Here is a 14,115-nt window from a genome sequence, read left to right as displayed (position 1 = left end):
ACAGCGGAACCCGCTGCTGCCATTACGAAGCCTAGTTTAGACCCCCACGTATCACGTGGTGCTGCTGTATTAGTTGTAGCCACGCTTTTTCTCCAAAATTAGTTTGTTGTGTATGCATAGAGATAGGCGTCTAAAAAGTTTATGTAAAAATTATTGTACACTTATAAAATAAGCGTTCGACGCACTATGTCTAGAAAGTAAAGCAGCTCCCCTTTAAAATTGGAACCCCAAAAAATTACATTTATCGCACAAGTGTCGAGTTACGCAGGTTAAATGCTGCTTTTTTGTTCAAAAGTTAAAGAATGACCTTATTTTTCACATTAAAATAACAGAATCAGCTGTTATGAAATTCGTTCCTCATATAAGGTCAATCCCACGTCTAAATGGGAAATCTATTCCCCCAACCCACTTTTATGCTTAATATCCTAGAAGGGCATATTACTCTGAGCGTATATGGACAAGTTTTATCACTTTCTTACTTTAGCTGGCATCGGGCTATATTGGTTACTGGTCGCAGGTGTGACCATTCGTGTCGTTTTAAAGCGCCGTGCAGTGAGCGTGTCTTTAGCTTGGCTAATGATCATTTATATCCTTCCCGTTCTGGGTGTCGCATGTTATTTCCTCTTCGGTGAACTGAACTTAGGCAGAAAGCGAGCCGAACGTGCGAAAGAGATGTTTACACCATTCGAGAAGTGGTTCAGTCAGCTTAACGACTGTAACGCGCACAACCCAGAAACGATGGGAAGGCACATCTACCGAATTGATGAACTATGTAACAACCGCCTTGGTCTTCCCGCATTGAGCGGTAATACATTGTCGCTGCAACAGTCACCTAATGAGATTTTGCATTCCATTATTGAAGACATCGAAAACGCGCAGAGCAGTATTCGAATGGTATTCTACATTTGGCATCCAGGTGGTTTGGCTGACTCTGTCGCTTCTGCACTTATCCGAGCGGCTAAACGCGGCGTAGATGTCAAGCTATTGCTCGATTCAGCAGGTAGCCCGCGTTTTTTCAGAAGTCCTTGGTATCGAATGATGCAGGATGCTGGAATTGAAGTTATTCAAGCGTTAGAAGTGAAGATGTGGCGTATTTTCTTACGTCGTCTTGATCTTCGCCAGCATCGCAAGATCATCGTAATTGATGATGAAATTGCTTATACCGGTTCAATGAACTTGGTTGACCCGGCTTACTTCAAGCAAAATAGTGGCGTTGGGCATTGGGTGGATATCATGGTTCGCATTACGGGACCAACGGTAAACGTATTGAGTGCCATCCACTGTTGGGATTGGGAAGTCGAAACTGGCGAACGCCATTTACCGAGACTACCTGAATGTAAAATCGATGAGAGTGAATTCCAACACCCTATTCAGGTTGTGCCTTCTGGCCCAGGTATGCCGGAATATCTGATCTATCAAGTATTAACATTGGCAATAAACCAAGCCAATCGCTCGGTACGAATCACAACACCATATTTCGTGCCCAATGCTGATTTACTCGAAACGTTAAAGATGACAGCACAACGAGGCATTGACGTTGAACTCATTATTCCCCATAAAAATGACTCTATGATGGTGCAATGGGCGTCACGCGCTTTTTATAGTGAGCTCTTGAGTGCAGGGGTCAAGATTTATGAGTTTTATGGTGGTTTGCTGCATACAAAATCTGTCGTAATTGACGACCAATTCTGTTTAGTTGGCACCGTAAACATGGATATGCGCAGCTTGTGGCTGAACTTCGAAGTGACCCTCGCCGTTGATGACGAAGAGTTCACCAAGCAAATGTCTTGGTTACAAGATAGCTATACTAAGCAATCTCACACTGTTGTATTGGAAGAGTGGGAGAAAAGGAGCCTATTTTCTCGGTTCTTAGAGCGAGTGTTCTATCTCTTCAACCCACTCCTCTAATACCTCAAATACACCGACTAAAAAACCTCCAGCGCTACATGCATCCTGCTGGAGGTTTGTTCTTTTAGCTCCCTATCTACACGATACCTCTCGACATCATTACCTGTTCATCTTGGCTGTTATTGGCTGATAGTCGACTTTTCCCTTGCATAACCTACGTCGTCCATGTTTTAAATATTCAAAACCGCAATATTTAAGACAGGGAACTTTTATGTCAGAGGGAAAAAAAACCAAACTCATTACCGCTGGCCGCGATAAAAAGTGGACAAATGGTGTTGTAAACCCACCCGTTCAACGCGCTTCAACTGTGGTATTCAATACCGTTGCAGAAAAGAACCAAGCCACCATTAATCGTGCAAACAAAACGTTGTTTTATGGTCGCCGAGGCACCAACACGCACTTTGCTTTCCAAGACGCAATGGTTGAGATTGAAGGTGGAGCTGGTTGCGCGCTTTACCCTTGTGGAACGGCAGCAATTTCAAACGCCATCCTCTCTTTCGTTGAAACTGGCGATCACATTCTAATGGTGGACACTTGTTACGAACCAACTCGTGACTTTTGTAACACCATAATGAAGAAAATGGGCATCGAAACCACCTATTATGACCCAATGATCGGTGAAGGTATCCGAGACTTGATTCAGCCGAATACCAAAGTCCTTTTCTTGGAGTCTCCTGGTTCAATAACCATGGAAGTCCAAGATGTACCTACATTAGCGCGCATTGCCCACGAGCAAGATATCATCGTGATGCTTGACAACACATGGGGAGCAGGCGTGAACTTCTCTCCTTTCGAGCATGGCGTAGACATTTCCATTCAAGCGGCAACTAAGTATATTGTTGGACATTCAGATGTCATGCTAGGTACTGCTGTGGCTTCTGAAAAGTATTGGGATCAGCTGCGTGAACAAAGCTACCTGATGGGTCAGTGCGTTTCTCCTGACGACGCATACCTAGGTCTTCGAGGTATTCGCACGTTGGATGTTCGCCTAAGACAGCACGCAGAAAGCAGTTTAAAAGTCGCTCAGTGGCTCGCTTCTCGCCCAGAAGTTGATCATGTCCGCCATCCAGCTTTAGAAACAAGCCCTGGCCATGAGTTTTTCAAACGAGACTTCACAGGTGGAAACGGCTTGTTTTCATTTGTTCTCAAAACGTCTTATCCAAAAGCGACGACGGCTCTGCTTGATGGTATGAAACACTTCAGTATGGGTTACTCTTGGGGCGGTTATGAAAGCCTCATTCTAGCTAACGAACCTAAGAGCTTTAACAGCCTGAGAACCGTAGCTCACCCACACTTTGAAGGTACTTTGGTTCGTATTCATATTGGCTTAGAAGACGTAAATGACTTGATCGCTGATTTAGAGGCTGGTTTTGCGCGTTATAATGCCTTAATGCTTGAAAAAGAAGCCTCCCTATAACAATGATTGAATCGCCCTGCATTGCGGGGCGTTTTTATAACCCTCTGACTTAATTAGAATTAACTAACATTCGCCCGAACCATTAATTAATGTTAATCATTTGTGTTGTTTTTCAATTGAGCAGTCACAGAATGAAATAATGTGCCATAAATAGGCTTTTCAAATTTAGAGTTTCTCTCTTACTTTTTATCATTCATAAGAGGTCATACCACAAGGAGATAGTTTTGAAACTCAAATTTATAGCGCTAATGCTTTTTACCTTAGTTACCGTCCCAATAACCTCCGTATACGCTGCAACAGGTTATACCCAAACCAAGTATCCGATTGTTCTGGTTCACGGTTTGTTTGGTTTTGATACCCTGGCAGGCGTTGATTACTTTTTCGGAATACCACATTCCTTAACAAAAGATGGTGCTAAAGTTTATGTTGCACAGGTATCCGCGACCAATAGCAGCGAAGTTCGAGGGGAGCAACTGCTTGCTCAAGTAGAAACCTTACTTGCAGCTACAGGCGCAGAGAAAGTCAATCTCATTGGTCACAGTCATGGTGGTCCAACAACGCGCTATGTTGCCTCTGTCCGTCCTGACCTAGTCGCATCAGTTACGAGTATAGGAGGCGTTAATAAAGGGTCTAAAGTAGCCGATTTAGTTCGTGGCACCGTATCTGAGGGTTCGGGGAGTGAGCAGCTCGCGGTAAAACTGGCGCAAGGTTTAACCACTCTTATTAATCTTCTATCAGGTGGTTCTGATCTCGACCAAGACCCTTTAGCCTCATTAGCAGCCTTGACCACGGAAGGATCATTGGCGTTTAACCAGCACTACCCAGAGGGAGTCCCTACCAGTGAATGTGGTAATGGCGACTTGCTAGCTTCAAATGGCGTTTATTACTACTCATGGACCGGATCATCCACTTTTACAAACGTTTTCGATCCGACTGACGCTGCCATGATGGTACTTGGCTTAGCCTTTGATGGGCCGAATGATGGCTTAGTTGGTGCGTGCAGCACACATTTAGGCAAAGTCATACGTGATGATTATCAAATGAACCATTTGGATGAAATTAACGGTCTACTCGGTATTCATCATCTTTTTGAAACCGATCCAGTCACGCTTTATCGCCAACATGCAAATCGTCTCAAACTTCAAGGTTTATAAGAGGTCATCACAATGAAGAAAGTCGCTCTCACCACTTTTATCCTGCTCTCGATATTTGGCGTGGGAGCGCTTTCTCTGTTGCAAAGCGACAAACAACAAGAGATAACCTCTAACCATTCGCCATCTCAGCAAGATATAGCCGCCGATGTCTCTTCCCCAAAAGATTTCTTCGAATATTCTCTTAGCCGGCTGGGCGAAGAAGATCTCGATACGATCAAAGCGGAAGTCAATGATGACACTTTAGCAAAGCAAACTCTGAATATTGATGCCAAACTTTTTCAAACCTACCTTTCCTACAAGCAAGCACTCTCTGCATTAGAGCCTTTTGAGCACAATCACCTAACGCTTGAACAGTTAACCATGCTGAATGAAGCAATACTGAACTTACAGCTTCAATACTTTAGCGAGGCGCAGATAACCCAATTGTTTGACGAAGAAAACCGACTTCGCCAACTTGCTTTAGAAAAGCTGACGATTAAAACACAGGCATCGGATATCGAGAGTCAAGAACACCTTCTCAATCAAGCGTTATCAGAACAACCGGATTACATACGAGAAAGTGAACGCAATAACGCATTAGCAAAGCAGCTCGAGCAAGCTTCTCAGCTTGATTCACAAGACATGTACATCGCCCGTGTTGCTCTGGTAGGAGATGCCGGAGCGCAGAGGCTGCAAAAACTTGATGAGCAAAGAGAATCATTTGAGACTCAACTCGCCACTTACTTAAAGCAGCGTCAAAATATTCTGAATAGAGATTTTCTAGGGCAAGACGAACAACAGGCAGAAATCATTGCTTTAAGAAAACAAAGCTTCGATGCCACTCAATGGCGTCGAATCGAAGCTTTGGAACGTATTCATGATAGCCAGAACTAACAACATTAGCTTAATAGCCAAACGTTACTTATTCTGCTTTTTAGGACATCCAACGATATGGTCATCCACCATGCCGACGGCTTGCATGAAAGCATAACAGATGGTTTCACCGACAAACTTGAAGCCTTTCTTTTTTAGGAATTTACTCATGGCTTTGGATTGCTCTGTCGAAACTGGCACGTCACTCATATGTTGCCATTGATTAATGATTGGTTCGCCGTCCACGAACTGCCACAACGCGTCTGATAAACTTCCGTATTCAGCAATTAACGCTTTGGCCGCTTTGGCATTACTGAAAACCGAGTTAATCTTTCCGCGATGCCTTACAACATCGAAGTTTTCCACGATGTATTCAGCGCGTTCTTCATTTCTTTGTTCCAACGCATCTAGATCGTAATTCTCGAACGCTTCTCTGTAACCTTCGCGCTTTTTAAGGATGGTGATCCAACTAAGACCAGCTTGCGCACCTTCCAAAGTAATAAATTCAAACAGGACTTGGTCGTCATATACTGGCACGCCCCATTCGGAATCATGATATTCGCGCTCTAATGGGTGATTCATCGCCCACGCACACGTTTTTTGTTCTGTCATTATTCTTCCTTAAAAAGCGCCTCTAACTGATGAGCTAGAGGCGCGATATTTTTCATCGTTATATCAGTAGCACTAAGCCTGTTTCGGTACTGCCACTTTATGGAACAAACGATACAACACTGGCACGACAATCAGTGTCAGGACTGTCGCAAAACCCAAACCAAACATAATCGTAACCGCCATTGGTTTGAAGAAAATATCTGGCAACAGTGGGATCATACCAAGGATCGTCGTGATAGCAGCCATACAAACGGGACGGACGCGACTTACCGCAGCATCAACGACCGCGTCATAAGCCTCTTTACCGGACTTCATTTCAATTTCAATTTGGTCCAGTAATACGATGCCATTTTTGAGCACCATTCCCGATAAGCTTAAGAAGCCGAGCAATGCCATAAAACCAAACGGCGTGTTGAGTGCCAACAAACCAGTGGTGACGCCAATTAACGCCAGCGGTACGGTAAGCCAAACAATGAGTGGCTCTTTGATAGAGTTAAATAGGAATACAGTGATCAAGAACATGAACAAGTACCCCATTGGCATAGTAGTAAACAGTGACTCTTGAGCATCACCTGAAGATTCGTATTCACCACCCCACTCTAAGGAATAACCTGGTGGTAATTGAATCGCTTCGATTTGGGGCTGTAAGCGTTTTTGCAATGTCGATGCGGTTTCTTCACCTAGAATATCAGGGTCTGCCATCACAGTGAGCATACGCTTACGGTTCTTACGTACGATGATAGGATCCTCCCAACGCATGTCGTAACCCATTGTGACTTGTTGAAGTGGGATAAACTCACTCTGTGCTGGACTCCATATTTTCATGCCTTCAATGTTACGAATATCAATACGTTCATCTTCAGGTAAACGAGCCACGATAGGCATGAGCGTCGTGCCGTCTCGGTAAAGGCCTATCGTCATTCCAGAGAATGACATGGACAAGAAGTCATCGACATCTGATTTGGTAATGCCATAGCGACGTGCCTGACTCTCGTTAAACTGAGGTTCAAGAACTTGGGTTCGTTCACGCCAATCATGCCTGATATTTGTTGCCTGAGGGTCGGCGTACATGATGTCCTTGACCTGAGCGGCTATCGTACGAAGGACGGTTGGATCTGAGCCAATAATGCGAGCTTCAATTTTTGCACCACCACCAGGGCCTAACTCAATCTGTTTGAGCTTGTAATTGATTTCTGGGTAGTTGGCTTTTAAATACTCTCGAAACTTCGCCATTAATGGTTTCAACGCTTCGTAATTTTCCATACGAGTGGTTATCTCACCATAAGCCGCATAACTTTTCTCTGGCGCGTACGTTAACATGAAGCGCTGTAAGCCTTTACCCGCGGTCGTCGTGATATGGTCAACATGCTCTTGCTTAGCTAACCAACTTTCTAACTCTTTAAGCGTTGTGTTGGTTGCTCGAATATCAGTTCCTTCTGGCATCCATACATCTAACTGAAAAATCGGCGTTGTCGAAGATGGGAAAAACGCTTGCTTCACAAAGGTGAACCCGTAAACACTTGCCGCTAATCCCGCAATCAGCACCACAACGGTAAACCAAGCACGACGCATACAAAACTGAAGAAACTTTTTATAAATAACGAAAATAACCCCGTTATATGGATCATTTTCTTCCCCTTCACCTTGTTTAATCTTCTGGCCTTTAAAGAAGATGTCAGCAAAGAATGGTGTCAACGAGATAGCGGTAAACCAGCTCAACATTAAAGAGATCAGCAGAACCGTAAATAAAGTGCCACAGTATTCGCCCGTCGAGTCTTCAGACAGTCCAATTGGCGCAAATGCAGTTACCGCAATCACAGTTGCCCCAAGTAATGGCCACTTTGTTTGGGTAACAATGTCGGTCGCTGCTTGGAGTCGAGTTCGCCCTTTTTGCGTACCAATCAAAATCCCCTCAACCACGACGATTGCATTGTCCACCAGCATACCTAACGCGATAACCAAGGCACCTAATGAAATCCGCTGCAAATCTATCGCGAGATACTTCATGAAAATGAACGTACCCAGCACCGTCAGCAGCAAGATTAAACCGATTAGTAGCCCAGAACGTAGCCCCATAAAGAACAGAAGTACGATAATGACGATACCGACAGCTTGAGCCAAGCTGACAACAAAACCGCTAACCGATTTATCCACCTCTTTAGGCTGACTGTAAATTTCCGAGATTTCGATACCGACAGGTTGTTGGTACTTTAGCTCGGCAAGGCGATGATCAAACGCTTTTCCGACTTCAACCACATTGACGCCTTCAGCAAAAGAAACACCCACGTTCAGTGCAAGGCTGCCGTTAAAATTAATAACATTACTCGGTACTTCTACATACCCGCGTTTTATTTCCGCCACATCTTTCAAGAAAATGAGCCCCTGAGCGCCCGACTCAGTAATCAACAAATCACCCAGCTCCTCCACACTCTGGAACTCGCCAGTCGGCTGAATTCTGATGTACTCGTCACCAATTCTGATCGCCCCTGCGTCAGAAACCACGTTTTGCGTCGAAAGAAGATTAAACACGGTATCCGGAGCAAGACCTATACTGCTCAGCTTTTTCATCGATACTTCGATGAAAACTTGCTCTTGCTGTTGCCCGGATACCGAAACTTTACTCACGCCATCAACCAGTTCGAGCTCTCGGCGTAAGTAATCGACGTAATCCAGTAGCTCTTTATAGCTATAACCGTCGCCAGTCACCGCTAACAAAATCCCGTAAACATCACCAAAATCATCGATCACTTGAGGTTCATTCACACCTGGAGGCAACGTCCCTTTAAGGTCGTTCACTTTACGGCGCAACTCATCCCAAATTTGTGGTAGATCATCAGGGCCATAATTGTTCTTCATCGTGACCGTGATTTGAGATAATCCCCGGCTAGAAATCGAATTTACTTCATCAACATAAGTAAGCTGCTGAATCGCTTTTTCGATTGGGTACGTCACTTCTTCTTCGACTTGTTGCGGTGTCGCACCAGGGTAAGAGGTCACTACCATCGCATCTTTAATAGTAAAAGCAGGGTCCTCAAGACGCCCTAAACCAAAGAATGCGGCGATACCACCAATCAAAAATATCAGTGCGACCATCCAACTGATGACGCGATTTCGGATGAAGTACGCAGCAATACCGGTCACATCATCATCACTTTGAGGCACTGATTTATTAAGATCGCTCATAGACCGGCCTCCTGCGTAGCCATTTCCTGTATCACTTCCACTTTCATGCCATCCCTTAATCGAGAAACACCGGCAATCACGACTTTGTCTTTGAGCATGAGACCATCAAGGATTTGAATGGACGTTTTAGATGCCTTACCTGCTCGCACCTGTTTGCGCGATACCGTATTGTCGTCATTCAGTACCCAAACAAATTTGTTTTCGCGCCCCAGCTCGTCACCATCCGCATTAAAAATGGCTTCGATAGGAACATTAATTCCTAGGTTGAGATCAAGCCCAACATTCTCGTCTTTAGAAGTTACCTCAACAGCCATACCATCTAGGATGTACTCTTCTTCCGGCATAGGAAGCGACAGTGTGACAGTAAACGTACCTGTTGTTGGGTCGGGTTCGGTTGTAAATTCTTTTACCGTCGCGTTATATTCGTTACCACTGGGCACGCGCACTAATGCTTTGATCGCGGTAAGCCTTTCTTCCGTTGGCGGTTGGTTCACATAGAGGCGGTCAGGAAGCTGAATCAACACTTCGACTCGCTCCAAGCTGTGAATATTAACGATATGCTGTCCGACTTGAACATTTTCGAATTGGTCGATATTAACTCGCGAAATAATCCCATCCACGGGCGCTTTTAAGGCAGTAAATGATAGACGAAGTTTGGCTAACTGAAGCTCAGCTAAGGCGATTTGTCGTTGTGCTGCAATTTCATCAAACTGAGACTTAGCTAATAGGCCTTTATCAACCAAAGGGCGTGAGCGGCGATACTGACTGTCGACAACAGAAAAACGCGCACTCGCATTATCTACATCCAACTCATAGTCAGTGGGATCTAGCGTTGCAATAACATCACCCTTCGTGACTTTGTCGCCCTCTTTTACCATGATGCGGCTGACTTCTCCTGCCACTCTGAAGCTCAAATGAGAGCGATCCGCTGCATTCGCAACCGCAGGGAAGTACAAGTTGTCGTCCACCTTGTTTCCCGCTAATGACGTAACTCTAACTCGTGGCGTTTCGAGCTCTTTTTCTGGCGCCTTATCCCCACAGCCAACGAGAAAAAGCGTTGAAAGTAAAGTCGCTAGAGAGATGATTCCTTTCATATTACAACCCTCTTTCCTTAATCCACGCTCTTACCTTAATTCCGGGTTCAATTACACTGACACCCGAGATAATGATTTGGTCGCCATCGTTAAGCCCAGCTAACACTTGATTTTTGTCATTCATCTCAATTGCGGCTTTGGACACAATGCCTTGCTCATCGACACGCCAAACGTATGTTTTGCCGTTCTCTACTAGCAGCGCAGAGTTAGGAATCTTTGTCGCTCCTGCACTTTTGGACAGGAGGTAAGCATTGCCAGACATTCCCGGCAAAAGGCCTATTTCTGCTGGCCGTTCCATGACCATCGTGACTTTGTAACTGCCCGTTTTAGGATCGGCTTCTGTATCGATTTCCTGAAAGGTTAAATCAAAGGCTCGCTCGGGGAACGCATCAAATATCATTCTGGCAGAGACATCGCTCCCCTGCGTGTAACGATTTAGAAGATAGTCTGGGATTTGGAATATCACTTTGAGGAGTTGGTTGGACTGAATATTCATCACCCCTTCTTTCGCGGCAACATATTCATGGTTTTCTGCTGGAATGTACGAAATGGTGCCATCATATGGCGCGACAAGTTTGGTATACCTTAAGTTTGCCTTTGCTTGATTCCATTGAGCTTTTGCCGAGTTGTGATTCGCTTTTGCCTCATCAAAATCTTGCTCAGATACTACTTGGTCTTTACGTAGCTTTTGGTATCGCTTGTATTGCACATCTGCGAGCAAAAAATTTGCCCGAGCTTGCTGTTCGAGCAGAGAATATTCATCTGGGTTTAATGACGCCAAAACATCACCTTTACTAACGACTTGACCTTCATTCACTTCTATCGTTTGAAGAAGCCCAGGAACTCGAAATGTCAGTACTGCTCTATCGCCAGCTTCCGTCGTGGCAGGAAAATGTCGCTCAAACTGGGCATTGCCAACAGATACTGTAAATAGCTTCGCAGGGCGCGATTCAGGTTCAGGAACAGGAGGAAGTTCTTTACCGCACCCCGACAAGACAGCCGAGATGGCAATAGGAATGAGCAATTTTCTCATTACATTCATCCATAAAAATTGGGGGATTATTTTTAAAGTAGATGAATTTTGAACGAACTTCCAGAGCAGAAAAGATTAATAGTGCTTTAAAATTAGTAATTTGTGATAAAAAAGCAGGCTTTATGCCTGCTTCAGTTAAATCTTCTTTGGATACAAAATGCCTAGAGCTTACTGAATTCTCTGTTCACCCTATATGTATCAGACGTAACATAAGCTTCCATGTTACGAATTTTGCCATCAAGACGGTCAAAATCCCTTTCCAACACACTGAGCAGTTGATCAGGGCTTTGCCCTTTCTGCCAAGGCTTACTTTTGAGCGTATGCTCTTGCTGAGCTCTGATATTTTCAGAATACGTTACTGGTTGCTTTTCTAACATAAACGCCATCGCGATGTACGCTAACAATACCAAAAACGTACCACCTAACAGCGCTGCAGAAATCACTACAATACGAATCAACCAAACTTCTGCACCAAAGTAGTTGGCAATTCCGGCGCAAACACCGGAGATTTTGCCATTTACTGGATCACGATACAGTTCTCGATTATTCATACTTTCGTCTCCATGTTGGTGACTCAGCATCCAAGATGCGCTCCAATGTATCAACTCGGGACTGCATCGCTTCCGCTTTTTCAGATAGTACCTGAAGGCGCTCTAAATCTTGGCTCGACAGTGCACTATCTGTTTTGCGTTTGCTGCGATAGTGTAAGAAGAGCCATAGTGGAGCGACAAAGATTAAAAAGACAATCACTGGTCCTGCTATAAAAAATGCCGACATAAATGGCTCCTTTCTTATTTATCTTTCGATGACATCTGTTCTTTCAGTTTTGCCAACTCTTTTTCAATTTCGTCTTGTGCCTGCAACTCTGCAAACTCTTGTTCTAGCGATTTAGCATTACCAGTTTGAGCATACAGGTCTGCTTCCGCTTCCATTTCATCCACTTTACGTGAGTACTGCTCAAATTTCGCCATCGCTTCATTAGTACGGCTAGTGTGCAGGTGTTTTTGCACATCACGACGGTTAGATGCAGTTTGGTTACGAATTGCTAGTGCTTGCTGTTTTGCGCGCGTTTCAGCAATTTTGCTTTCCAACTTACCAATCTCGCCAGTAAGCTTATCGATCGTTTCTTCCACTAAGGTTTGCTCAGTGTGGAGGCCCTTAATCACTTGCTCTAGCTTTTGCTTTTCAATTAACGCTGCACGAGCTAGATCTTCACGCTCTTTAACTAATGCTAAGCTCGCTTTTTGGCCCCATTCGCCAATTTGCTCTTCTAACGTTTCAACCTTACGAGCCAACTCTTTCTTGTCTGCAATCGCTTTAGCCGAGTTAGTACGCACTTCAACAAGTGTGTCTTCCATTTCTTGAATGATAAGACGGATCATTTTTTCAGGATCTTCCGCCTTGTCCAGTAATGCACTGATGTTTGAGTTAACGATATCTGCAAATCGAGAAAAAATACCCATAACGGAACTCCTCTTTTTTCCTATTAAAACTCGACAAGGTGGTGATTAACCTTGTGTCTCCCTGAATATATAACAAGTAACGTGCCAACTTATAATTTTCTTTTAAATCAGATTGTTATTCATTTTGTTGTCGTTACACACTATTGTGCTATGATGTTTTTCACCAACTGTTGGTGAAATTTACCAACTCTATCTCTAAATCATGGCTCGGCTGTTAAATAAGAAGGACTTTATGAAGCAAAACCTGATTGGTGAATCACCTGCTTTTCTCGCTGTACTAGATAAAGTATCACAACTTGCACCCATTGAGCGCCCTGTCCTCATCATTGGTGAACGAGGTACGGGTAAAGAACTCATCGCTCAGCGTTTGCATTATTTATCAAGACGTTGGGATAAACCACTACTATCACTCAACTGTGCGACATTAAGCGAAGGGCTAATAGATTCCGAATTGTTTGGACATGAATCCGGCTCCTTCACGGGCTCTAAAGGTAAACATAAAGGGCGTTTCGAGCGTGCCGAGGGCGGTACTTTGTTTCTTGACGAACTGGCAACCGCACCACTTTTAGTTCAAGAAAAGCTATTACGTGTCATTGAATATGGTGAATATGAGCGAGTTGGCGGTCATACCGCTCTCAATGCGGATGTTCGACTTGTTTGTGCAACCAATGCCGACCTACCAAAATTGGCAGAGCAAGGTGATTTTCGTGCAGATCTGCTCGACAGGCTAGCCTTCGATGTCATTATGTTGCCGCCTCTTCGCGAGCGCAAAGAAGACATTCTCTCTTTAGCAGAGCACTACGCGATGAAAATGTGTCGTGAACTGCAACTGGAATACTTTGTCGGTTTTACCCCAAAAGCGCAGCAGTCGCTTATTGAATATGAATGGCCCGGTAACGTCCGCGAACTAAAAAACGTGATTGAACGTGCGATTTACCAACATGGTCTGAATGCTCACCCAATTGATGAACTGGTTTTCAATCCCTTTGAAACGGTTTGGCACAGCGCGCTTGGCCATAGTGCAAAACAAGCAGAACAACAAGAAGAGGAAGCATCAAGCAACACCATCCAATTCCCTCTAGACTATAAACAATGGCAAGAGGAACAAGATATCCATTTACTCAATCGTGCATTGGAAGAAGCCAAGTTTAATCAACGACAAGCAGCCGAGCTACTTGGCTTGAGCTATCACCAATTACGAGGGATGGTTAGAAAATATGGTTTGGTCGGACAAAGCTAACTTGACCGAGAGAACTCAATCAATACACGAGCTCGTGACTGCGCTCTAATTCGCATGCATTTATGGCATAACACCTTACAGTGTATGGATTTTATGTTTGGAGCGAGTTCACAAAGGTGATAAATTAGCGAGATCATTTTCGCTTGTTAGCTTTGAAAG

At 44.3% G+C, this 14,115-nt stretch carries 12 protein-coding genes; 5 read left to right on the top strand and 7 right to left on the bottom strand.

Annotated elements, in window-relative coordinates:
• Positions 1 to 453: 453 nt before the first annotated feature.
• The 4 genes from cls to R7H07_RS19200 all read left to right on the top strand — a co-directional run bounded on the left by cls (position 454) and on the right by R7H07_RS19200 (position 5,352).
• The gene (gene cls, locus R7H07_RS19215) at positions 454 to 1,908 is read left to right on the top strand and encodes a cardiolipin synthase (RefSeq protein WP_206959110.1); all 1,455 of its coding nucleotides are present in this window, start codon (positions 454 to 456) and stop codon (positions 1,906 to 1,908) included.
• A 211-nt stretch (positions 1,909 to 2,119) separates the two neighbouring features.
• Positions 2,120 to 3,325, top strand: coding sequence for a cystathionine beta-lyase (locus R7H07_RS19210; RefSeq protein WP_042522027.1), 1,206 nt, complete (start codon positions 2,120 to 2,122; stop codon positions 3,323 to 3,325).
• Positions 3,326 to 3,573: 248 nt separating this feature from the next.
• Positions 3,574 to 4,479, top strand: coding sequence for an esterase/lipase family protein (locus R7H07_RS19205; protein ID WP_005378107.1), 906 nt, complete (start codon positions 3,574 to 3,576; stop codon positions 4,477 to 4,479).
• A gap of 12 nt (positions 4,480 to 4,491) precedes the next feature.
• Entirely contained in the window at positions 4,492 to 5,352 is an 861-nt protein-coding gene (locus R7H07_RS19200; RefSeq protein WP_206959109.1) for a lipase secretion chaperone, read from the top strand.
• A 24-nt stretch (positions 5,353 to 5,376) separates the two neighbouring features.
• On the opposite strand, the gene R7H07_RS19195 is transcribed toward R7H07_RS19200, so the two are convergent.
• From R7H07_RS19195 to pspA, 7 genes are all read right to left on the bottom strand, one after another.
• Positions 5,377 to 5,943 carry a DNA-3-methyladenine glycosylase I gene (locus R7H07_RS19195; protein WP_017634671.1) on the bottom strand — a complete coding sequence of 189 codons (567 nt, stop codon included), beginning with the start codon at positions 5,941 to 5,943 and terminating at the stop codon, positions 5,377 to 5,379.
• Positions 5,944 to 6,015: 72 nt separating this feature from the next.
• Positions 6,016 to 9,126, bottom strand: coding sequence for an efflux RND transporter permease subunit VmeI (gene vmeI, locus R7H07_RS19190; RefSeq protein WP_017634672.1), 3,111 nt, complete (start codon positions 9,124 to 9,126; stop codon positions 6,016 to 6,018).
• The gene (locus R7H07_RS19185; protein ID WP_005378112.1) at positions 9,123 to 10,220 is read right to left on the bottom strand and encodes an efflux RND transporter periplasmic adaptor subunit; all 1,098 of its coding nucleotides are present in this window, start codon (positions 10,218 to 10,220) and stop codon (positions 9,123 to 9,125) included. The genes vmeI and R7H07_RS19185 overlap by 4 nt, the downstream gene beginning before the upstream one ends.
• Position 10,221: 1 nt before the next feature.
• Positions 10,222 to 11,253, bottom strand: a complete 1,032-nt coding sequence (locus tag R7H07_RS19180) for an efflux RND transporter periplasmic adaptor subunit (protein ID WP_054577943.1) — start codon at positions 11,251 to 11,253, stop codon at positions 10,222 to 10,224.
• A gap of 161 nt (positions 11,254 to 11,414) precedes the next feature.
• Complete coding sequence (pspC, locus tag R7H07_RS19175) at positions 11,415 to 11,804, bottom strand: envelope stress response membrane protein PspC (protein WP_025766867.1); 390 nt, start codon at positions 11,802 to 11,804, stop codon at positions 11,415 to 11,417.
• The gene (pspB, locus tag R7H07_RS19170) at positions 11,797 to 12,030 is read right to left on the bottom strand and encodes an envelope stress response membrane protein PspB (RefSeq protein WP_005378117.1); all 234 of its coding nucleotides are present in this window, start codon (positions 12,028 to 12,030) and stop codon (positions 11,797 to 11,799) included. The genes pspC and pspB overlap by 8 nt, the downstream gene beginning before the upstream one ends.
• 14 nt (positions 12,031 to 12,044) lie before the next feature.
• The gene (gene pspA / locus R7H07_RS19165; RefSeq protein WP_005378119.1) at positions 12,045 to 12,716 is read right to left on the bottom strand and encodes a phage shock protein PspA; all 672 of its coding nucleotides are present in this window, start codon (positions 12,714 to 12,716) and stop codon (positions 12,045 to 12,047) included.
• Positions 12,717 to 12,948: 232 nt separating this feature from the next.
• Here pspA and pspF point away from each other — a divergent pair, with 232 nt between their 5' ends.
• On the top strand, positions 12,949 to 13,956 hold the full coding sequence (pspF, locus tag R7H07_RS19160; RefSeq protein ID WP_017820869.1) for a phage shock protein operon transcriptional activator: 1,008 nt from the start codon (positions 12,949 to 12,951) through the stop codon (positions 13,954 to 13,956).
• Positions 13,957 to 14,115: the final 159 nt, after the last annotated feature.

Origin of the sequence: Vibrio sp. Vb1127 (assembly GCF_033338735.1) — a bacterium.
GTDB lineage: Bacteria > Pseudomonadota > Gammaproteobacteria > Enterobacterales > Vibrionaceae > Vibrio > Vibrio alginolyticus.
The sequence above is the reverse complement of the archived record's forward strand: the minus strand, read 5'-3'. Positions and strand labels throughout refer to the sequence as shown.

Bases quoted from the DNA above. Each gene is read 5' to 3' on its own strand.
- R7H07_RS19180 (WP_054577943.1), bottom strand. From the start codon at position 11,253: ATGAGAAAATTGCTCATTCCTATTGCCATCTCGGCTGTCTTGTCGGGG.
- pspF (WP_017820869.1), top strand. From the start codon at position 12,949: ATGAAGCAAAACCTGATTGGTGAATCACCTGCTTTTCTCGCTGTACTA.
- R7H07_RS19210 (WP_042522027.1), top strand. From the start codon at position 2,120: ATGTCAGAGGGAAAAAAAACCAAACTCATTACCGCTGGCCGCGATAAA.
- R7H07_RS19200 (WP_206959109.1), top strand. From the start codon at position 4,492: ATGAAGAAAGTCGCTCTCACCACTTTTATCCTGCTCTCGATATTTGGC.
- vmeI (WP_017634672.1), bottom strand. From the start codon at position 9,126: ATGAGCGATCTTAATAAATCAGTGCCTCAAAGTGATGATGATGTGACC.
- R7H07_RS19185 (WP_005378112.1), bottom strand. From the start codon at position 10,220: ATGAAAGGAATCATCTCTCTAGCGACTTTACTTTCAACGCTTTTTCTC.
- cls (WP_206959110.1), top strand. From the start codon at position 454: ATGGACAAGTTTTATCACTTTCTTACTTTAGCTGGCATCGGGCTATAT.
- pspB (WP_005378117.1), bottom strand. From the start codon at position 12,030: ATGTCGGCATTTTTTATAGCAGGACCAGTGATTGTCTTTTTAATCTTT.
- pspC (WP_025766867.1), bottom strand. From the start codon at position 11,804: ATGAATAATCGAGAACTGTATCGTGATCCAGTAAATGGCAAAATCTCC.
- R7H07_RS19195 (WP_017634671.1), bottom strand. From the start codon at position 5,943: ATGACAGAACAAAAAACGTGTGCGTGGGCGATGAATCACCCATTAGAG.
- pspA (WP_005378119.1), bottom strand. From the start codon at position 12,716: ATGGGTATTTTTTCTCGATTTGCAGATATCGTTAACTCAAACATCAGT.
- R7H07_RS19205 (WP_005378107.1), top strand. From the start codon at position 3,574: ATGCTTTTTACCTTAGTTACCGTCCCAATAACCTCCGTATACGCTGCA.